The following is a 20958-nucleotide window of genomic DNA, read 5'->3' as shown; positions in this document are numbered from 1 at the left end:
AAGATACGATTTTTAAAAAATATCATTCGGCGTGGAAAGGGCAGTATTTTTTCATCATTTCTATCGTTTCTTCATCCCGTGGATTATTTCTTTCGGACAGGCCGGAAATGATGCCGGAGCGCTCTTCTTCTTTTAGGTTTTGCCCAAACTTAAACTTCGCAGTGATCTCCTCGGGGGTAATGCGCACAACGGCAACTCCCTTTAGACGGGGACGGTATCTAGGGTCCTCTGCATCGATGGAATCATACCCCCCCTCGGGCTGGAGCTTTTTCATAAATAAGGAGAGTACGCTGGCTTTTTCATTAATGTCTTCGACAGGTTCGGCTGTGCCGTAGGCGGTCACACTTTTAAAATAGGCGGTTGCAGGGCATGCCAGCTCGGGATCGCTAAAATAAGACGGGATAAGAGCATACTCATCCGCTACCGTAAAGCAGACCTTCTGCTGATTGCGGATCGACTTCATTTTGCCACCAGCATGACTGCCATGGAAATAGAAACAACTATCTGTATACACAAAATTCAGCGGTGTCACCCGCGGTTGCCCCTGTTCATCGCTTGTCCCGAGAAAACCAAAACTCATTCCGTTTAGAAAAGAGACCAATTCTTCCTCCTGATCTACTTTAAATTCTTTTCTGCGCATAGGGATCACGTCCTCTTTCTTTTTAGTCTAGAGCGTCTGCTCCAATGTAATTGTTCTTTAAAGAATAGTAGAGTGGTTGACAATTAAAAAGGACCAATTAAGATAGTTTTTAATGGACCACTTGCTGGTCAAGGAGGATAACGATGAATATCACGCTGGCATACGATCAATATCTGGCGATACACCGCTACAAATATTTAGCGTTATATCACGCGCTCCGCGCAGGAATATTGGAAGGAACACTTCCGGGAGGCACTCCGTTGCCGTCTACACGAAGTCTTGCTAAGCACTATGAGCTGTCGCGCGGATCGGTCTCGCAGGTGTATGAAATGTTGCTCGCTGATGGGTATGTAAGGACTGAAACGGGGCGGGGGACATTCGTATCGGAAGATAGCTTTGCTTCAGCTGCCAGTCGCAGTGACGGTGAGAATCAGGCTTTGGGTGAAGCCACAGATGCTGCTGGAGGAGATTGTGAAATCGAGACTACGATTCCTATTTCAGCATGGGGAAAGCGGCTGCTTGCGCGCCCGATACCCTTTTATGAAAAGAGTAATAAGAAAGCAGTGAGCTTCCAGAGTAGGGGTATGCGGATGGAACATTTTCCTTACTCCGAATGGCGCAGTGCGCTCTCTTATGCCGGAGGGAAGGAAGGTGGATTGCTGCAAAGCACTTGTCCACCTCAAGGCGATGAAGGACTTCGGAAAGCTATCGCTGCACATCTGCGGATTACCCGCGGGATTCGCGCGGATGCAGAGCATATCGTATTGTTCAGCGGTTCGATGCAAGGCATCGTTATTTTGACGCAGCTGCTGCTGGATGCAGGGGGCTCAGCGGTCGTAGAGGACCCGGGCTTTCACGGGATCCGGCGAGCCGTAGAGATCACTGGAGGCCGATTGCTGGCAGGGAAGCTGGATGGCAACGGCCTTATTCCGGAGGATTGGGATGCCCGGCTGTTGTTTGTTACGCCGAGCCGTCAATTTCCTACGGGTGTGGTACTGCCTTTGGAACGACGACGGACCTTGTTGGAATGGGCGCAGCGGCATAATGCAGTAATCATTGAAGATGATTATGACAGTGAGTTCCGTTGGGCTGGGCGTCCTATTGAGCCCTTAAAAGCACTGGATCGCGAAGAGCGGGTCGTGTATGTAGGCTCCTTTTCAAACACGATGTTTTCGGGCCTGCGGCTAGGCTTTGCAGTGCTTCCGCCCTCTCTGGTAAAGCCGACTATCGCCGCCAAGGCGCTATATGAGCCCTTGCCGGTAGGGCTGCTGGAGCAGCGTGCCTTGGCGCGGTTCATGAATACAGGCGGCTATGGCCGTCATCTGCGCCGGATGACACGCATCTATGGTGAACGCGGACGCATCCTCAGGACGCTGCTGTCGGAACGGCTTAAGGAGCTCTTCGAGCTGCTGCCTGGTGATGCGGGCTTGCATGTATATGCCCGCTGGCTGCGCAGCAGTGAAGAGTTTGTTGCTTTCCGAGCGGCAGCGCTTAGGCGCGACACGGATTTTAGAGATGCCGCGTTATATCAGCTATCACCGGGAGCACCGGCCGCTTGTTTTTCTTTTGCCCATCTGAATGCCGAGGAGCTGGAGGAAGGGATAACAAGCCTGCATCTGGCGTGGGAAGATGTACAAAATGCAACATGACAAGGTATGATAAAGAAGATGAAATGCAAAACTAAGCGAATACTTACGAATTTTGACGAAGAAACTCGGAGTAGATTAAGCTAAACAAAACTATATGGACGCTGCGAAGTCAGAGCAGATTTTGCTGACAATACTAAGCGAATGTTTACGAGGCAAGTTTTGCTAACAAAACAAAGCGGATGCTTACGAAGCAAGTTTTGCGAAGTGGTTCAAGGTAGTTTATGCTAACAAAACTTTTAGGAGGGAACGTTATGCTGCATGCATCGCCGTCCTCTTTTGTTATTTTACCGGCTCTGGCTAAGATTGTATGCGAGCCGGGCTGGAAATGGCAAAAAAGAGAGAAGTCGCTGCAAAATTATGATTTATTTTATGTATGGAGCGGGGAAGGGACGGTTGTGCGTAACGATGAACCCTTTCAAGTAGGTAAGGGAAGCTGCTTCCTTTTTCGTCCGGGTGACCATACTAGTGCTACACATAATCCGCAAAAGCCACTTGTACTTACATATATTCATTTTGATGTCTCCGAAGAGGTGACGGATATTCCGCTGCCCTATCGTGAGCTTACAGAAACCGTTGAATTTGAACATCTGCTTGCTAGGTACGTTCGACTATTTCTGGTGGATACTTACGCCGCTGAGGAAGAAGGGCAGCTTGTACTGAAGCAGCTGATGATTCATCTGCTGAGGGAGGACCGTGTGAAGCCAGTAGAACGTTATGTTAGCAACCATTTGACAGAAATCATTCACGAAATAGCGAACTATGTGAGCCAGCATCCGGGGATTGCACATCGTGTAGAGGATCTTGCTGCTCGTGCGGGGCTTTCGCCTCGGTACTTTTCAATTAAGTTTAAGGAGCTTACGGGCTCTTCTGTGCAGTCTTATGTCATCCGAGCCCGGATTGAGCGTGCGCAGCATTTACTGCTGTACGCAGGAATGAATGTTACTGAGGTCGCAGATGCGCTCGGATATCGTGACATTTTCTTTTTCAGCCGCCAGTTCAAGCAATATACCGGAAAAAGTCCATCTGAGATCCGCTGATTCACTTTTTTTGTTTCAGTTTGTTCAACCAAGGGTAAATACTTTGCAGTTTAGTTTACAGAGAATTTACATAACTTCTTGGAAGGAGACTCTTGGCATGATCATCAGACGCAGAATCTGCAACACGGATTGTAAGAGTGGAGGCGGAGGTATTTTTAGAAACCGCTTAAAACGGTTAAAGCAGGCGAACGCTTTTGTCGTGGACAGCTGGTTCTAAACGGAACAAGCAAGCATACAATCGCATGATATGACTAAAAATATAAATAGCCGGGGCCATGAGGCATCCGGTTTTTTTGTGTTGTTAGAAATTGATATATATAATGAACTTAAGTCGAAGACTAGAGTAACTGATGGACATTACATCGTGCCTCACGTTGTATTTTGTACAATGGGATTGAGTCTAAAAGCAGTCGGATTTGAATTCTGTTGCACATCTCACATTCAAATTCAGGAGAAGCAGCCTTTCTAGAGATCATCACGATAATCTATTGCGCGAAGTACAATGTAATGTATTTTCAAGTGAGAGTTAAGATTTTCTGTTGCACATTCTGCAATGAAGCGTAAGCTCATGTACCGCACTATCTACACGCCGTTCACGGTCCATGCACGCCTCATTCACGTACCTTTGAGGATGTTTAATTGGTCTAACTATGAGGTAGCGGTAGATATTTATTTCTACGATTGGGTTATTACTAAGGTGAGAGCTTTCCGCGATACGTTTCGCATAATGTTGTTCGTCGGTAAAATATATAAGGTCCATAGTTGGAAGGAGAGAGAGAAAATGTACGAAATCGTACTAATACGTCATGGTGAGAGCCAGTATAATGTACAGAATTTGTTCACAGGCTGGAGTGACCCGGATTTAACTGAGAAGGGTATCCAAGAGGCAAAGACTGCTGGCAAGCTGTTGAAGGACGCTGGGTATACATTTGATCTGGCTTTTGCTTCGGTACTCAAACGCTCGATTAAAACTCTTAACTATGTACTGGAAGAGATGGATTTGCTGTGGATACCCGTGCAAAAGTCTTGGAAATTGAATGAACGCCATTACGGGGCATTGCAGGGATTAAGTAAAAGCGAGACAGCGCTAAAATATGGAGATGAGCAGCTGCATATCTGGCGGCGGAGTTTATCGGTGAGACCCCCGTTGCTGGAGCTTGATGATCCTAGGTATGCCAGAAACGATATTCGCTATAGCGGTGTTCGTCCGGAAGATATCCCGCGTGGAGAGAGCCTGGAGGACACTGTACATCGTGTAGGCGATTTCTGGGGAAACCGGATCGTCCCTCTTTTGCGTAAAAAAGAACGGGTGCTTATCTCAGCCCACGGCAATACGCTGCGTGCATTGATTAAATTTATGGAGGATATTGATGAAGCGGCATTGCTGGAGCTCAATATTCCTACCGGAGTACCGCTCGTGTACAAACTGGATGAGGACATGAATCCTATCAGTCGCTTTTATCTAGGAGATCCGGAACAGGTAGCGGCCAAGGCGCTTGATGTTGCTAAGCAGGGACATGTGTAATTGGCGTGTAATAAGCGTATAGGCGTAGCAGGTGTATTAAGATAACGGTGTGGCAGGTTGAATAAGCAAAACAGGCGGCGTAATAATCACATTAGGGCGTAGCAGGTTAATAAGCGTAACAGGCGTATTAGGTGGTTTACATGAAAAGATAAAAGGACAGCCACGGGGCTGTCCTTTTTGCTATTAGTGTGTTTGTGACCAATCAAATGTGCGAAAATGGCGCGTATAAGGTCAGCTGGGTGCGAAAGCGTTGAATGTTAACCGTCGACCAACTCTCCGTAGATCCTCGACCAACGCTCCACTAGCCCTCAAATCCTCAACTAACTCTTGACCATCCCTCCACTATCTCGACCATCCCTCCACTATCTCGACCATCCTCAACTAACGCTCGACCAACCTCGACCAACGCTCTAGCAAATGCTTACGGACTCAGCAGCCGCTATTTGCCCATTTATCGCCATTTGAGCGGAGTTTCGGACTCCAGCGCCGCTATTGCCTAAGAATCGACTCTAATAAGGCGTTTTTGGTGCCAATAGCTGCGGTGGAGTCCGATAGAATCGCAAATGTGTCAAAAATCCGCGTATAAGGTCAGCTGGGTCCGATAGCGCCGAGCGTTCACCTTCCACTAACGCTCGACCAGCCCTCCACTATCTCGACCATCCTCAACTAACGCTCGACCAACCTCGACCAACGCTCTGCAAATGCTTACGGACTCAGCAGCCGCTATTTGCCCATTTATCACCATTTGAGCGGAGTTTCGGACTCCAGCGCCGCTATTGCCTAAGAATCGACTCTAATAAGGCGTTTTTGGTGCCAATAGCTGCGGTGGAGTCCGATAGAATCGCAAATGTGTGAAAAATCCGCGTATAAGGTCAGCTGGGTCCGATAGCTAACGATAGGTATACGATAGCTAACGATAGGTACACGATGGTTAGACGATAGGTATACGATAGCTAGAGGGTTCGTGTCCGCAACTGTGCTCCACACTAAGTCCCCAAAATTAGAGGGCACCCCAGCAGCCATTTCATGGCTTTTGAGGCACCCTCTAATTTTTGACATTCGCCCAACTCTCCCTACAAAGGTCGATGCAACGTTCCCAGTAGTTCGCCCATCTTTACCTTCGAGTTGACCTCAAGCTTGGGTCTCGGGGTAAAGGTACCGCTTTCCGTGAGCAGCACTACGGTGGAGCCAAACTCAAAATAAGCCAGATCATCGCCTATTTGCCACTCTGCAGCCGTAGCATCCGTATAACGGATGCTGCTGACGTTCATTGCGCCTACCTTTACTACCGCGGTTTCCCCGTAACTCCCGGCAATATACGTAATGAGACGTTCGTTGCGGTTCAGGACACCCTTCATATGTCGCATTCCGAAATCGTTGACAGGATAGGCCCGTCCGCGAATATAATCGCTCTCCACCTTTTGTCCGGTAAGGGGAGAGTGAATCCGGTGATAATCGGTAGGACTCAAATAAAGAACGAAGAAAAAACCCTTCTTGTACAGCTCCAGATGCGGGGAGTGATTAAGGAGATCCTCGATCTTATAATCCTGCCCTTTTACATTCATAATCGTACCGGCGGTAATGTCACCCATAGCAGTAATCGTTGCGTCTACGGGACTAACCAAAGCGTCAGCATCGGTTGCAATAGGCCGCATGCCCGGCTTCAGCCGGCGGCTGAAAAACTCATTAAGAGTGAGATATTCTCCAGGATTTTTCTCCGCTTGAGCGGAGGGGATTTGATAAGTCTTAATAAATGCCGGGATAAGAAAACGGCTGATTCTACTATGAGAAAAAGATCCCATTAACCGTGAAAGCCACCGGTGTGAGGATAGCTCGGTCATCAGCCGTAGCAATTGTTTTACCATGCCCATCTCCCTTCCATAATGCAGCAGTACGGTTGTATACGGGTCGTCTCTGCTCTGCATTATATTGACATAGAATAGGAGACAAATCAATAACTGTTATATACCGTACTGTTCGTTTCTATTAAAAAACGCGCGTATCCCATAGGTCTGCGATAGCTGTCTTTCCAAATTTCCGTAAGGCCGGCTTTATGAAATCCGTAGCGTTGGTCGCGACCGTTACATTCTATGAAGAAGAGTCGTCCGTCCTTAGTAATGCCTATATCCAGTCCGATATCGGCCAGTCCGGGAAGGTCTTGCTCCAGACACCGTGCGATTGCAAGGCTAAGTATTTCGACAGACATACGGATGTGGGCCGCTGTGGATCTTGAAAAGGCTTTTTCGAGCGCTAGGGAGGAGCTTAACGCTTCTCCTCCGCGGGCTATATTGGAGACAAAGCCCCCTGGGGCAGCCAGTTTGGCGAAGAGCCCAGTGACCTGCCAATCTCCTCCCCAGCCGCGCTGAACGGTGACGCGTAGATCAAAGGGACGTCCTCCAATCTCAGCAAGGGGAATACGTTCTTGAACAAGATAAGGCACGGAGGTTAGGCGTGCGCGGAGCGCTTGTGGCAACGCCGCCTGATTTACGGGAATATTTCTCCAGCGCTGCATCGAAGGGGAGAGGTAGCTCAAGGTCCAACGCTGAGATCCCTTGCGGACCAGCCGCATGACCCCATTCCCTATACTTCCACGGCAAGGTTTAAGAATGAGATCGGGATAAAGATTCATCATTTCTTTTAGGCCTGAGACTCTCGTTGTTACGGGTAAATATTCGCGAAGCTCCGTATTTTTTTCAAGCAGCTGATGGATCTCATCTTTGCCGTATCGATTACATGTATTGAAAATCAGGGGATAGTGCTTCAGCAGACGCTGCATCCCAGGGCTGTTTTTGCTGTATATTGCCCGGTTATGGATAACAGCAGGCGTAGGAACAACTACGCTTTTATATCCGTTGGCTCCCTTTATATAGGCGGCACTAAAGCCTGTGTCCGTATCGATGTCCGCGAGCTTCAGGAAGCAAGGGACTAAACCGTATGCCGCCGCGGCCTCTTCATAGTTGGATAGAGACTCCTGTCCTGTTTTTAGCCGGGGAACGCCCCGGTGCATATCGGCATTTAGTAATATTCCAACGAGCTTATGCCCCATGTTTGTTCCTCCTGTTTCATCGGTTACATGATCCCTGCTTTTTCTACTCTTGTCATAGTATGTTTGTACCCGCGTGTCAGGGTGGACGAATGCGCGAAGGCAGATGCCTTTTTTTATACATAATCTTATGAAGGCCTCATCGCAAAAGGGTGTCATAAGCCCATACCGCTGCATATGATGCCTAGGAGAAACATTAGATGGAAGGAGGAGACTGCTTGTGAGGGGTTCCAAAAAAAAGCAGCCGCGCAGTCCACAGAAACGACTCTATTTTGTAGATAATCCCAATAAAGAGGAACTGAGTATGCTGGATACCAAAAGCAGCTCTAGAAGCTCGGGGAATAACAGTGACGGAGTCAGTGAAGCAGAGATCGCGGAAGTTCAGGTAAGTGGGGGAGCAATAGCTGAAGTCGTTCTAGAGGAGCCAACTTCTGCTCCAGTTCTACAATTGGAGCCGGAGCTTATAGAGGAAGCGCAGCTTCAGAAACAGGCGGATAATCTTCCTGAAACCGTATGGTTCGCTCCTCCAGAGAAAGAACGTTTTCAGCCCGTTTATACAGATGATCTTTCGGATGCAGCGGTGACCGGAGCCAAAATCGCTCCACGTACCATTGACGGTTCTAAGCTAAAGTTCGGCATTATTGGTACACCTTGGCTGCAAGATTACGCTGTACAGAGTATCAATATCGCGGACAAGGCAGTCACTTCTGCAAAAATCGCACCAGAATCGATTGTGGGCGAGCATTTAGCAGAAGGAAGCGTTAGTGGCGGTAAGCTGCTGGATCATTCGATTAGTGGAGAGAAGCTGAAAAATGGCAGTATTAGTCCAGAGAAGCTGGCTGATCGGATTATAGGCGGCGGTCAAATTGCAGATAAAGCCATTGAGAGCCGCCATTTAAGCGATTTGATTATTACTGCGGATTTACTGGAAGATGGAGCCGTTACTAGTGACAAAATAGGAAGCAGCAGCATCACAAGTCGCCACCTAGCTAACGGCAGTGTTGACCGTTCCAAGCTGGCCGATGCAGCGGTATCTGGCGATAAAATTGCTGATGGTGAAATCAGCAGTTCAAAGCTAGCGGATGCTGTTATTGAAGGCCGCCATCTTAGCGACGCTTTGATAACCGCCAGACATCTGGCCCCGGGAGCGATTGGTTCTGATCAGCTTGCCAGCAAATTGATCGGTAAGGAACAGCTGCAGTCGGGTATTATCGAAGGCGGGCATTTAGCTGATGGAGCTATAGGCTCTAAGCAACTTGGTGCAGATGTCGTGAGAAGCGTCCATTTAAGCCCAGAAAGTGTGAATGGTAATCATATCGGTGATGGCGAAATATCGAGTCGGCATTTGGCTGACCGCAGCATCTCTTTTTTAAAGCTGGCTGAGGGTGCAGTAGGAACTGCACAGTTAGTGGAGCAAGCGGTAACCTCGTCCAAAATTGCTGACCAAAGCATTCTCCCACATAAGCTGGCAGACGAAGCAGTGACCACAAGACATATTGCTAAATCCGCCATTCGCGGACCGCAAATTGCTATGCAAGCCATAACTTCTATTCATCTGGAACGCGAAGCAGTGAATCATTCGCATATAGCGGCGGAAGCGGTCGGCTCGGAGCAGCTTAAGGAAGAAGCTATTCAGACTCAACATTTATCTTCCGGTGCTGTGACTGGAGAACAGCTGGCTTCAGAATCTGTGGGCGGGGAGCATCTTCGTGCACAGAGCGTTACTTCTGCCAAGTTGGCAGATGGAAGTGTAAATGCAGCTAAGCTGGCAGCAGGTGCAGTGATTGGGAGCACGATTGCGCGTGAAGTAGTCAGTGGTGAACATATCGCTTTTTGTACAGTGGAGGAAAAGCATCTGGCGGATGCCAGTGTGAGCGGCCGTGTATTGCAGGATGCTGTGGTAAATAAGGATCATTTGGCCACGGGAGCCGTGGAACGAAGACATCTTGGTGAAAATAGTGTGACTTCCGCTGCGATTCAATCGGGCTCAGTTTCAGGAGATAAGCTGGCTTCCGCTGCGGTGAGAGAAATTCACCTGGCAGCAGGAGCCGTGCAGCCTCACCATCTGGCCGATCATGCAGTGACCTCGTTGAAGCTTTCACCGGAAAGTGTCTCAACGGATAAAATCAGTGATTTAGCAGTCACTTCGGCTAAGCTTGCAGACGGCAGCATAGAATCCAGTAAACTGGCGGCGTCAGCAGTTCATGCTGAGCATTTGTCGGTAAATGCTGTAAGTTCGAAAACCATAAGCGAAAGTGCCGTTCAAAGTAGACATTTGAATCCCGGCAGTGTCAGTGGGGCGCATATCCGGCCGTTGTCTATAGGGAATGGTCATATCCTTCCGAATTCTATTTCTGCGGTTCAAATCCAAGAGGGCAGTATTAATAGCTCTAAGCTGGTAAAAGGTGCCGTGGATTCTCAGCATCTTTCACCTGGTAGTGTAGACGGCAGCCATCTGTGTATCGATACCATTGAAGGTCGTCATATCCTACCGGGTGAGATCACGCTGGCTCATCTGGCGGAAGAGGTACGTAGCTCTGAGTTGCTGCCAGACGGCTGCATAACTGGGGAGAAGCTGGCAGAAGGATCGGTAGATTCCAACCATCTCCTGCCTGGAAGTGTGAACGGAAGCCATTTGAATTCGGGTTCTGTAGAAGGTCGACATATCCTACCGGGTGAGGTCACGCTTGCTCATCTGGCTGCAGATGCATATACCTCCGACTTGCTGCCTGAAGGCAGTATTACCGGGAAGAAGCTGGCGGGAGCATCCGTGGATTCTATTCATTTAGTGTTTGGAAGTGTGGAAGGCGGACATCTGAGTTCAGGTTCCGTCGAAGGACGTCATATTGGAAATGGTGAGATTACTCTGGCTCATCTCGCCGATGAAACCCGAAGTGCTGATCTGCTGCCAGACGGTAGTATTACTAGAGAGAAGCTGGCGGAGGAATCCGTAAGTTCTATTCACCTAGTGCCTGGCAGTGTGGATGGCAGCCATTTAGGCCCAGACACAGTAGAAGGCCGTCATATCCGATACGGTGAGATCACGCTGGCTCATTTGGCAAAAGAAACACGCAGCTCTAAATTGCTGCCAGACGGTAGTATTTCTGGAGTAAAGCTGGCACATGCTTCCGTAAATTCAAATCATCTAGTACCTGGAAGTGTGGAAGGCGTTCATCTAAGTTCAGGTTCTGTCGAAGGGCGCCATATTGGAAAAGGTGAGATTACGTTAGCTCATCTGGCCGAAGAAACACGTAGCGCTGACTTGCTGCCAGACGGTAGCATCACTCGGGAGAAGTTGGCGGAAGAATCCGTAAATTCTAATCATCTGGTGCCTGGAAGCGTAGATGGCAGTCATTTGAGTCCGGACACAATAGAAGGACGTCATATCCGATACGGTGAGATCACGCTGGCTCATTTGGCCGAAGAAACACGCAGCTCCAATTTGCTGCCAGACGGTAGCATTACTGGGGAGAAACTGGCGGAAGCATCCATAAATTCAAATCACCTTGTACCTGAAAGCGTGGAGGGAACTCATCTGAGTCCGTCTGCAATAGAAGGACGCCATATTGGAAAAGGTGAGATCAAGCTAGCGCATTTGGCGGATGAGGTACGCAGCTCCGAGCTGCTGCCGGACGGAAGCATTACTGGGGAGAAGCTGGCGGAAGCCTCCGTAGAAGCAATTCATCTAGTGCCTGGCAGTGTGGATAGAACTCATCTGAGTCCGTCTGCAGTAGAAGGTCTCCATATTGGAAAAGGTGAGATCAAGCTAGCACATCTAGCGGATGAGGTACGCAGCTCCGAGTTACTGCCGGATGGCAGCATTACCGGTAAAAAGTTGGAGGGTGGATCTATTACTGCCTACCACTTGGCTCCTGGCAGTGTTTATGGGGGACACTTAGGGGGGAATGCGGTAGATAGCCGCCATATCCGTGCTGGAAGCATTACTCTGAATCATTTGGCAGAAGAAGTGCGCAGCGCTGATTTGTTGCCGGAAGGCAGTATTACAGGCGAGAAGATTGAAGTCGCGACGATTCAGTCTTTCCATTTAGCCCAAGGCAGCGTCTCTGGAGGTCATTTGGCCGGGGATGCGGTGGATGGCCGCCATATTCGATCGGACAGCATCACCCTGAAGCATTTGGCAGAAGAGGTACGCAGTGCGGATTTGTTGCCGGATGGCAGTATTACTGAAGAAAAACTCGCCGAAGGCTCCGTGAGTTCTTCACATTTACAACCATGGAGTGTTTACGGAGAGCATCTTGCTGACAAGAGCGTGGCAGATCGGCATTTGCAGCCTGGCATCATCAAATTAGAGCATCTTGCGGATGAAACACGCAGCTCAGCACTGCTCCCGGATGGCAGTATCAACGGAGCTAAGCTGAAGGAAGGCAGTATCGAGTCCGCTCATCTGACAGAAGGTGCAGTAGGGACAACAGAGCTTCAGGATGAAGCGGTAGTAGCATCCAAAATCTCTTCGTTTGCGATTCAAGCCCGCCATCTGGAAGAAGAGAGTGTTCAGGAATATCATATTTCCCCAGGTGCAGTAAACGGGACTCATCTGGCACCGAACTCTGTAAATACAGATCATCTGTCCTTCAGTCCGATTCAAACAGCTGGGAAGCGAGAAGCACTACAGCAGTTTGGAATGACAGCATTTATGTTCAATGGGGATGCAGAGAGTGTAGAGGTGACCGTATCGTTTGATGAGAGCTTTGGGCATACGGGTTATGTGCTTGTTGCCATGACCAATCAGCCTTACTTCTACGCTTCCTTAAAGAGCAGAGCCAATGGAGAAGCAGTGATTCAAGTAGTGCGGTTGCGCGAGACTCCGCATTTCTATGGGGTTATCTCTTGGATTGCTATAGGCGCTCCCTTAGCTAAGCCGGCAGCAGATGATCGCGTATTTGATTGAACCTTAAGCAGTTCCTCTTAAAAATAGCAGAGTAGCGAATCTCCTTATTGGAGATCGCTGCTCTGTTTTTTTGGGGGGGAACGGTACATGTCAGCATCGCCGGGTTCTAATCATTCGCTGTGGCTGCGGCTCTGTCCGATAGCCTGGTAGTCTAAACATCCGCTGCTACTTACGGACCCAGATGGCGTTATTTGCAGGTTTGTCGTTTTTTAAGGCTGGTTTAGGACTCTAGTGAAGCAATTGTATAGAAATAGAGCATTATTGAGTTCTTTTCATGCCAATAGCTGCTACGGAGTCCGTTAATAATCTAAAAGTGTGATAATGCGGCGAATAGGAGCAACTGTGTCCGATAGCGCTAATGTCTAAACATCCGCTGCAGATTCGGTTTTGTCCGATACCGCCCTAACCTAATCAACCTGCTGTGGTACTGCGTTCGTTACCGTCGCAGATTGTGTCCGCGGCAGCTGGCTATGCGCAATGTATCTAAGCTGAAGTTTGGTGGGGAGTACATTTGTCCTGTTTTCAGAACGACAGGAGACAATTGCCGTTACCCTGTACGTTGTAGTACATAAACTGTGATGTAACCCTCAGCCTGAAGAATTGGCTCTGTAAGGAAGGTGGATGAGCATGAAGCCCAAACGAACTTCTGCCCGCCGCACAGGACGGCGGGTCTCTCGGATGAAGCGGCGGACTTCACGCCCAGTGCGGCAAGTCGCTGTAGTCCCTATAGTTAACCATCCTAATCCCTATGTTTCGGTTATTATTCCAGCCATGAATGAAGCTCAGACCATTGCGGGAGTGATATCTGGAGCCAGAGGGGTCCATCCGCGCTGCGAGGTAATTGTGGTCGTGAATGGATCCACTGATCAAACGGCAGGGATTGCACAATCGCTGGGTGCGCGTGTTATTTCCTATGAGTTGCCGCTTGGACACGACGCTGGCCGTAGTGTGGGAGCTGAGGCTGCCAAGGGAGAAATCCTATTGTTTACAGATGGAGATTTGGTGATACCTGCTTCGGGGCTGCGTCCTTACGTCACTGCTGTTAGTGGTGGAGTGGACATAGCGCTTAATGATTATTCCGGTCCGGTCCGGAAGCTATCCCCCCATCCGGTGGTGCTGTCTAAACATGCACTGAATATTCTGCTTGGCCGTCCAGATCTGAAGGGATGTTCGATGACGGCAGTTCCACACGCAATCAGCCGCAGAGCACTTGATATTTTAGGGAGCGATTCATTATCACGTCCTCCACTGGCGCATGCCCAGGCAATTCTTAGTGGACTGCATGTGGTAGCCGCTCACAAAGTGCCTGTAGGGAAATTGAATGCGGTAAGACGCAAGGAAGACGGCAAAGATCCATTGCAGCAGTTGATTACAGCGGATCATATGGAGGCAGTATCCCTGTTGCTGGAACATCGGGGGATCAGAGCGGGCTTTGGCGACGGAGCCCGGCGCAGAGAGATGGTGAGATGATGGTTGCAACTTTACGAGGCACAGCAGCTCGAACGGCAAAGAAACGCCCAATCCGTCACAGGTCAGTCAATCGCTCTGTAAAAGGCAACGCTGCTACTCGCCCGCTTCTGTCTCGGCAATCGAAGGCAGGCAAGGAGACTCTGAAGTTACCGAAGTTACGCGGGACTTTGTCAGTCATTATCTCCGCGCGTAATGAGGAGCAGACCTTGTCACGTCTGCTGCATCAGGTTGCACGGCTTGAACCTGCAGAAATTATCGTCGTACTTAATGGCTGCAGTGATAACTCTTTTCCTATTTCTAGACAACATCGTCAAGCCATTGTAGTACACTGCCCAGAGTCTGTCGGACATGATGTGGGTCGGGCTATCGGTGCGAAGCTGAGTCGCGGGGATATATTGCTTTTTCTGGATGGAGATATGGTCATTCCGGCCTCTCAGCTCGGTTCATTCACGGCGGCTGTAGATCGTGGGATTGATGTAGCTCTTAATGATTTAGACTCATTGATGCCCTCTTTTGGATTATGTGATGATGTCACCCGCAGCAAACTGTTTCTGAATTATGCTCTGGATAGGTACGATCTCGGAGTTAGCTCTATGACAGCTGTTCCTCATGCGCTTTCGCGGCATGCGCTTGAGACCATAGGCTACCGTGAATTAATGGTTCCACCTAAAGCCCAAGCTCGTTCTGTATTAGAAAAGTTACGGGTGGAGAAGGCTGGGACGGTAAATGTTATTAAACATAATCGGCTGCGCAAGGCAAATACAGGGGTTGGAAATGCTGTGGAAAAACTGATCATAGGAGATCATGCTGAGGCTCTACATGAGGTTCTTTCCCGGCGAAAAGCTGGCGGTCTGCTAAGTAGTGAGACTCAGCGCGAGTACCGCAGACAGGTAGCCGCTTGGAGGAATCGCATATGACGCTGACGAGTATTATTATTCCAACCTACAATGCGCTGCCCTTGCTGCGGGCCTGTGTGGAATCTATTCTTGCCTACACTCCGCCGCCTTATGAGATTATCGTAGTGGACAATGCTTCAACGGACGGAACAGACACTTATTGCCGTGCGAATCATATAACGTTTATTTCATTGCCTGACAATCGCGGCTTTCCAGCTGCATGCAATATGGGGCTACAGCTAGCTTCAGGTGATGAATTACTGCTGCTGAATAACGATGTAGTGTTATCTCAAGGATGGTTAACTAATCTGAAGAGAGCTCTATATAGTGCTCCTGATGTTGGTATTGTTGGGCCAGTCACAAACTATGCTAGTGGACGTCAACAGGTGAAGACTGATTATGAAGGTCTGATAGATTTTCATCAGGCTGCTGAGAGGGCGAACCTTCCAAATCCCCAGAAATGGTTGGAGACGAGACGGCTGGTAGGATTATGTTTTTTATTCAAAAGAGAGCTGCTTACTTCCGTAGGTCTACTGGATGAGAGATTCTCACCTGGACATTACGAAGATGATGATTATTGTTACCGTACCAGGATAAAGGGATATCGGTTGCTTATCGCCGGGGATTGCTTGGTGCACCATGAAGGAAGTGCAAGTTTCAAGCAAGTTTACAATACCGGACTGCAAGAACTGGTGGAACGAAATCGCAAGATTTTTATAGATAAATGGAATGTAGACCCTATAAATTTCATATGAAGTGCAGATCCGAAGGCAAAGGACGTAGATAAAGAGGAGGAAAGTAAGTGAAAGGAGTCATACTGGCGGGCGGAACAGGATCTAGACTTCAACCGCTGACCCGGCTTATGAACAAACATTTGCTTCCGGTCGGCAAATATCCTATGGTCTGTTACGGCATAGACCGGCTTCGCCGGGCAGGAATTACCGACATTCTTCTGGTCATAAGCAAGCAGTCTGCTGGCCTGTACACGGATTTTTTAGGTAGCGGTGCTGCATTTGGTGTATCTCTGACCTATAAAATTCAGGAAGCTGCCGGAGGCATTGCCGAGGCGCTTGATTTAGCAGAAGGGTTCATTTTCCCGGGGGAACGATTTGTTGTATTGCTCGGGGATAATCTTTTTATGGATGATCTGAAGCCTTATGTGGAGAGTTATCTCCGTCAGCCAGCGGGCACAGCAAAGGTATTGCTGAAGCCGGTGGAGGACGCGCGCAGATACGGTGTACCTGTGTTTGATAGTCAAGATGCGGCATGGATTGCTTATATCGAAGAAAAGCCGGAGCATCCGAAGACCAATTATTGTGTAACTGGTATTTATATGTACGATGAAGCTGTATTTGATATCATCCGGCGGGTATCACCTTCCAAAAGGGGGGAGCTGGAGATTACTGATGTAAATAATATATACGCCGCTGATCGCAGACTTAGTTATGATGTGCTTAAGGATTGGTGGAGTGATGCGGGGACGTTCCAGTCTTTGCACGAGGCGGGGGAAAAGTTAAAGGATGCACTGCCATAAGGCAGTGCTTTTTTTGATGTAATCTTGCTATAGATAGCCGCAAGGGCTTTGAAATCACGCGTTACTCAGAGGGCTCGGGGGTTGGAAATCCTCCACCAGATTAAATCCTCAGTTTCTTTGTATCTCTCAGAGCCTAGACGCTCCAATACTTTGTGGGAGGCTGTATTATCTTTTTCAGTGTCAGCGATTACATAGACAGCTTGGGGATGGGAGAAAATCCATGCAGTAATTGTGCGTAGTGCCTCTGTTGCATACCCTTTTCTTCTATATTTCTCATCAATCCCATATCCTATAATAACCTCGCCTTTCTCATTCGGGTAACCTTTAAGGATAATGAATCCTATAATACAATGATCTTCCCGATGGACGATGGCCCAGTTCGTTAACCATAGGTAATGGTCGGGGTCCTGCTGCACCTTTTTTAGCCTGATCTGCATAGCATATTGCATTTCATCATCAAGCGCCGCACTGATGGCAGCTAAGCCTAATTGTTGCTGTAGCTCCGAATAGTTATCTATTGCTAGTGAGAGCTCTGGGGCAGTTAAAGGTATTAGATCGATCCGCTGGCTTTCAAGCTTCATATATTCCCCACCAATCATTGGTAAACTCAGGATTGCGCATTTCACATTTTAATCCTTTTAAATGTACTTAGCAATAACGTAATCTTTATGTCATCCAGTCACTTATAGAGCCTTAACTTGTCGAGGATCCCCGGCACCGTAACGGCTCCTGCCGCATATGCTGTAGCAGGGCGTTTGAGCAAAGGAGACATGAAGGTGCAGAGTAAAATAACTAAAGTCCTGCAGCACATGGCCCATACGCATGAACAGATGGCGCGGATTCTAGACGCTGAGCGCCATGTGGCTGTCCGTATGTCGCAAATTGTCCACGATCTGCCAGATGCGGAGCCTGATTTTGATGGGATCAGCGGGATGATCGAAAGCTCAACTCAGGTAAACAAGAATATTATTGCTTACTTGAATGCACTTGCAGATCTGGAAGAAGCGATGGCTGATGGGGTAGGCAGAGTGATTAAGGAATTGAACGGTCAAGAAGAAGAGTAACGCTATAGGAGCGGGAGGCGGAAGATGAGCAGAGAAAAGGCTTATCTGCAAATGCTGGAGTCCACCGCCGCCATCCAGTGGAACGTTGCGTTGATTCTGGAAGCTAAGGCGGTTGAAGCTGAAAAGGTAAAGCAGTGGGCACAGCATCATATCCACGCTAGAGCCTTTGATTCCCACAGTGAGCAACTGAAGGAGTCCCTCTCTATACACGAGGTCATCGTGGAGATGGTCGAAGGGCTGACCAAACTGGAGAACGGACTCTACAGCAATTTAAAAGCAGTGCTGGGCAGTGGTGAAGACGATGGTGGCGGGGAAGGTTTTGGAGACATGTCAGGTGATGGCTTTAGTTTTGGAGAAGACAGCAAATGAGCGGGGACCGTCTCTCTGAACATGCCGTCAAGCTGGAGATGATTCGCTCCATTTCGCGCAGTCAGGCTGCTTTGGCGGCCATCTTGGAGAGCATCGCCGAATTGACGGAGCAATCTGAGTTGACGGCCCGCAAATTGAGCGACAATATCAGGATTTTAAGTGGGTATCAGAGTGCGATGTGCCGGATGATGTCCGGGATTTCACTACATCGTCCTAAACGGGGAATTCCTGCTGCGCCATGGCTGAGTAAGGCATACGCCGTAGGAACCTCCAGAGAACATGGAGCACAGGAGGAGTAGAAGCATGAAGAAGAAAAGCCGTAGAACACTACGTTCAGGCAGAACTCGTAGACGCACATTGCTGCTCTCGCGGAAAGCAAAAGTTCGTAAAGGGCTAGCCCGTAAAACCCGCAGAGTTCTTGCCCGGAAAACTGCTCGTTATGGGAAGTCGAAAAAAGGCCTATTGCTACGCAAGAAAAGAAGACTTCGTCGTAAGCTTGTTCGTAAAGTAAGGGTTTCACAGCCACCGGTGCTTGTGGTACCCGTGAGCGAGGCTCCGCCTGCTCCACAGGTAATTCCGCTCCCCCCGGAGCTGGGCGTTTCGCCGGAAACGCCCCCGGCAGACGCCTTTCAACAGGGCTACACCGAAGCATACAACGTGGGGTTCGACGCCGGTTTCGCCAAGGGCTTCGAGGACGGGCATAAGCTGGAATTCAGCTAGGGGACACAGATGACAAGATCCGCTCCGCCCGTGAGCGGGTCTTGGGGTTTTCGTGCGGACTGGTTTGCTGCGCTGCCGATGTGATAAACTTCATAATGAAAGTGAAAATAATATGAGGTTAAGATGAAGGCAGGGATGATTCATGGATACTGAGATTCGCAGAGCACGCAAAGATGAGATTGATGAAATTATGGAGCTGATTGCCAAATGCGTACAGGTGATGCAAGCAGGTGGCAGCGATCAGTGGGACGAGCATTATCCGAACCGGGAGATCATCTCCCTTGATATTGAACGTGGAAATCTATGGGTATGTGAGGAGAACAATGCGGTGGCCGGCATTCTAGTGTTGGACGAGCACCAATCCGAGCAGTATGGGAAGATTGACTGGACAGAAACGCAAGGGCCTCATTTAATTATGCATAGATTGGCTGTGCATCCTGAAGTTCAAGGAAAGGGAATTGCACGCCGTCTTAGCACTTTTGCAGAAGAATATGCTCGCCAGAATAGTTATTCAAGTATCCGTCTGGACACATATGCTAAGAACACTGGGGCACTCGCCCTATATCCCAAGCTGGGTTATGACCTCAGGGGTGAGGTAACTTTTCCAGGGCGTACCGCTAATTTTCCGGTGTTCGAGAAGGTTCTAGAAAAACACGGGAATTCGGAAGCTTAACATAGCGAGAGAACCAGAGGATATCTCATGAGCCATCTAATGGCTACTGAGATATCCTCTTTTTGTGGAAATAACACCGTTTTCTAAACAAAAACTTTGTTTGATTAGGTAGCAATTTGCGCTTACGGAAACCCTGCTCAAAAGGCGATAAGTGTGCAAATAGCGTCATTGGAGTCCGAAAGCATCAGTGGCTGAGTGTGACTCGACAGTAACGGACCCAGCAGACCTTAAATGCGGAATTTCCCCACATTTGGAATGCTATCGGACTCCAGAGCAGCTATTGGTATAAAACACACTGCATATGGGCCTGTAACGAGGGAATAGCGCCACTGGAGTCCGAAATCTTGCTCAAAAGGCGATAAATGTGCAAATAGCGTCATCTGGGTCCGAAAGCATCAGTGGCTGAGTGTGACTCGACAGTAACGGACCCAGCAGACCTTAAACGTGGCATTTCACCACATTTGGAATGCTATCGGACTCCAGAGCAGCTATTGGTATAAAACACACTGCATATGGGCCTGTAACGAGGGAATTGGACCTCTGTCAAGAAAGTGGACAGTCACGCAACAGACATTCTAGTCAATTGCTCAGCAAAACGAACTGGAGAAAGATACCCCAGCGCGCCATGCATTCGCTTGCGGTTATAATAAAACTCAATATATTGAAAAAGTGTCTGGTAGGCTTGCTCCTTAGTTTTGAATCGTGGATTACAATAAATGAGCTCCTTTTTCAAAATGCTGTGCCACGACTCGATACAGGCGTTATCATAACAGTTACCTCTGCGGCTCATGCTGGACTCCATGCCATACGCTTTCAACTGCTTCGTATATTCATGAGAAGTATATTGAGAACCTCTATCGGAGTGATGTAATAGACCCTTTTCCGGTTGTTTAGCTTCGTAAGCATCTTGTAAGGCGCCCGAAATTAAGCTAGTTTCCATATGGTCCTCCAAGCGCCACCCCACGATTTCACGCGTGCAAAGGTCCATCACACTAGCCAGGTACAAGCGCCCTCCCCGGCAAGGAATGTACGTAATGTCGGTAACCCATACTGAATTGGGTTTGAGTATTTTAAATTGCTGGTTCAGCGTATTCGGGGCAATCGGATGGTCATGATTGGAGTCGGTGGTCTGTACGCGATACGTTTTGGAGACAATGGAGCGAAGCTTCATATGTCGCATGTACACACTCACCGTGCGTTCGGTAACGGTATAACCTTCTTGATGCAACAGGCGGGTGATCTTCGGACTCCCATACCGCTTTTGATGGTCTGCAAAATGATACTGAATTCGCTTCATTATCGCAGCCTTACGAAGCATATGCGTACTGGTTTTTTCTGTCCGCCACTTGTAGTACCCGCTCCGTGACACATGTAGGGTCATGCACATCTTCTCCAAGAGAAACTCGGAGCGATGTTTTTCAATAAACTG

General features: G+C 48.7%; 18 protein-coding genes. 13 read left to right on the top strand and 5 right to left on the bottom strand.

Features of this window, described 5'->3' with window-relative positions:
* Nucleotides 1–22 precede the first annotated feature (22 nt).
* Nucleotides 23–640, bottom strand: coding sequence for a pyridoxamine 5'-phosphate oxidase family protein (locus NSQ66_RS25065; RefSeq protein ID WP_339210716.1), 618 nt, complete (start codon nt 638–640; stop codon nt 23–25).
* A 143-nt stretch (nt 641–783) separates the two neighbouring features.
* Between NSQ66_RS25065 and NSQ66_RS25060 the strand changes: the two genes are divergently transcribed.
* The 3 genes from NSQ66_RS25060 (at nt 784) to gpmA (ending at nt 4851) form a co-directional block, all read left to right on the top strand.
* Complete coding sequence (locus NSQ66_RS25060; protein WP_339210713.1) at nt 784–2289, top strand: PLP-dependent aminotransferase family protein; 1506 nt, start codon at nt 784–786, stop codon at nt 2287–2289.
* Nucleotides 2290–2540: 251 nt separating this feature from the next.
* Nucleotides 2541–3326, top strand: a complete 786-nt coding sequence (locus tag NSQ66_RS25055; protein WP_036679782.1) for an AraC family transcriptional regulator — start codon at nt 2541–2543, stop codon at nt 3324–3326.
* Between the two features lie 781 nt (nt 3327–4107).
* Nucleotides 4108–4851, top strand: coding sequence for a 2,3-diphosphoglycerate-dependent phosphoglycerate mutase (gene gpmA, locus NSQ66_RS25050; RefSeq protein ID WP_036679780.1), 744 nt, complete (start codon nt 4108–4110; stop codon nt 4849–4851).
* 1073 nt (nt 4852–5924) lie between these two features.
* On the opposite strand, the gene asd is transcribed toward gpmA, so the two are convergent.
* The gene (gene asd / locus NSQ66_RS25045) at nt 5925–6716 is read right to left on the bottom strand and encodes an archaetidylserine decarboxylase (RefSeq protein ID WP_036679739.1); all 792 of its coding nucleotides are present in this window, start codon (nt 6714–6716) and stop codon (nt 5925–5927) included.
* 86 nt (nt 6717–6802) lie between these two features.
* Nucleotides 6803–7897: a YheC/YheD family protein gene (locus NSQ66_RS25040; RefSeq protein ID WP_036679737.1), complete on the bottom strand. Its 1095-nt coding sequence runs from the start codon at nt 7895–7897 to the stop codon at nt 6803–6805.
* A gap of 217 nt (nt 7898–8114) precedes the next feature.
* On the opposite strand from NSQ66_RS25040, the gene NSQ66_RS25035 reads away from it, so the two are divergent.
* From NSQ66_RS25035 to NSQ66_RS25015, 5 genes are all read left to right on the top strand, one after another.
* Nucleotides 8115–12803, top strand: a complete 4689-nt coding sequence (locus tag NSQ66_RS25035; protein ID WP_076274294.1) for a WIAG-tail domain — start codon at nt 8115–8117, stop codon at nt 12801–12803.
* Nucleotides 12804–13430: 627 nt separating this feature from the next.
* Entirely contained in the window at nt 13431–14273 is an 843-nt protein-coding gene (locus NSQ66_RS25030) for a glycosyltransferase (protein ID WP_305953534.1), read from the top strand.
* Nucleotides 14270–15190 carry a glycosyltransferase gene (locus NSQ66_RS25025; RefSeq protein WP_143758686.1) on the top strand — a complete coding sequence of 307 codons (921 nt, stop codon included), beginning with the start codon at nt 14270–14272 and terminating at the stop codon, nt 15188–15190. The genes NSQ66_RS25030 and NSQ66_RS25025 overlap by 4 nt, the downstream gene beginning before the upstream one ends.
* Entirely contained in the window at nt 15187–15924 is a 738-nt protein-coding gene (locus NSQ66_RS25020; RefSeq protein ID WP_076100938.1) for a glycosyltransferase family 2 protein, read from the top strand. The genes NSQ66_RS25025 and NSQ66_RS25020 overlap by 4 nt, the downstream gene beginning before the upstream one ends.
* A gap of 47 nt (nt 15925–15971) precedes the next feature.
* On the top strand, nt 15972–16703 hold the full coding sequence (locus tag NSQ66_RS25015; protein ID WP_038573158.1) for a sugar phosphate nucleotidyltransferase: 732 nt from the start codon (nt 15972–15974) through the stop codon (nt 16701–16703).
* A 65-nt stretch (nt 16704–16768) separates the two neighbouring features.
* On the opposite strand, the gene NSQ66_RS25010 is transcribed toward NSQ66_RS25015, so the two are convergent.
* On the bottom strand, nt 16769–17284 hold the full coding sequence (locus tag NSQ66_RS25010; protein WP_256715424.1) for a GNAT family N-acetyltransferase: 516 nt from the start codon (nt 17282–17284) through the stop codon (nt 16769–16771).
* A gap of 195 nt (nt 17285–17479) precedes the next feature.
* On the opposite strand from NSQ66_RS25010, the gene NSQ66_RS25005 reads away from it, so the two are divergent.
* From NSQ66_RS25005 to NSQ66_RS24985, 5 genes are all read left to right on the top strand, one after another.
* Entirely contained in the window at nt 17480–17767 is a 288-nt protein-coding gene (locus tag NSQ66_RS25005; protein ID WP_036679726.1) for a hypothetical protein, read from the top strand.
* A gap of 24 nt (nt 17768–17791) precedes the next feature.
* Complete coding sequence (locus NSQ66_RS25000) at nt 17792–18136, top strand: hypothetical protein (protein WP_036679724.1); 345 nt, start codon at nt 17792–17794, stop codon at nt 18134–18136.
* Entirely contained in the window at nt 18133–18435 is a 303-nt protein-coding gene (locus NSQ66_RS24995) for a hypothetical protein (RefSeq protein ID WP_051491084.1), read from the top strand. Before NSQ66_RS25000 ends, NSQ66_RS24995 begins: the two co-directional genes overlap by 4 nt.
* 4 nt (nt 18436–18439) lie before the next feature.
* A complete protein-coding gene (locus NSQ66_RS24990) occupies nt 18440–18856 on the top strand; it encodes a hypothetical protein (protein WP_036679722.1) in 417 nt (138 codons plus the stop codon).
* 142 nt (nt 18857–18998) lie between these two features.
* Nucleotides 18999–19529 (top strand): GNAT family N-acetyltransferase, encoded by a 531-nt coding sequence (locus NSQ66_RS24985; RefSeq protein WP_339279450.1) that lies wholly within the window; start codon nt 18999–19001, stop codon nt 19527–19529.
* Between the two features lie 559 nt (nt 19530–20088).
* On the opposite strand, the gene NSQ66_RS24980 is transcribed toward NSQ66_RS24985, so the two are convergent.
* Nucleotides 20089–20952: an IS3 family transposase gene (locus NSQ66_RS24980; RefSeq protein WP_244886534.1), complete on the bottom strand. Its 864-nt coding sequence runs from the start codon at nt 20950–20952 to the stop codon at nt 20089–20091.
* Between the last annotated feature and the right edge of the window lie 6 nt (nt 20953–20958).

The sequence above is a fragment of the Paenibacillus sp. FSL H3-0329 genome, assembly GCF_037963285.1.
GTDB lineage: Bacteria > Bacillota > Bacilli > Paenibacillales > Paenibacillaceae > Paenibacillus_AQ > Paenibacillus_AQ odorifer.
The sequence above is the reverse complement of the archived record's forward strand: the minus strand, read 5'-3'. Positions and strand labels throughout refer to the sequence as shown.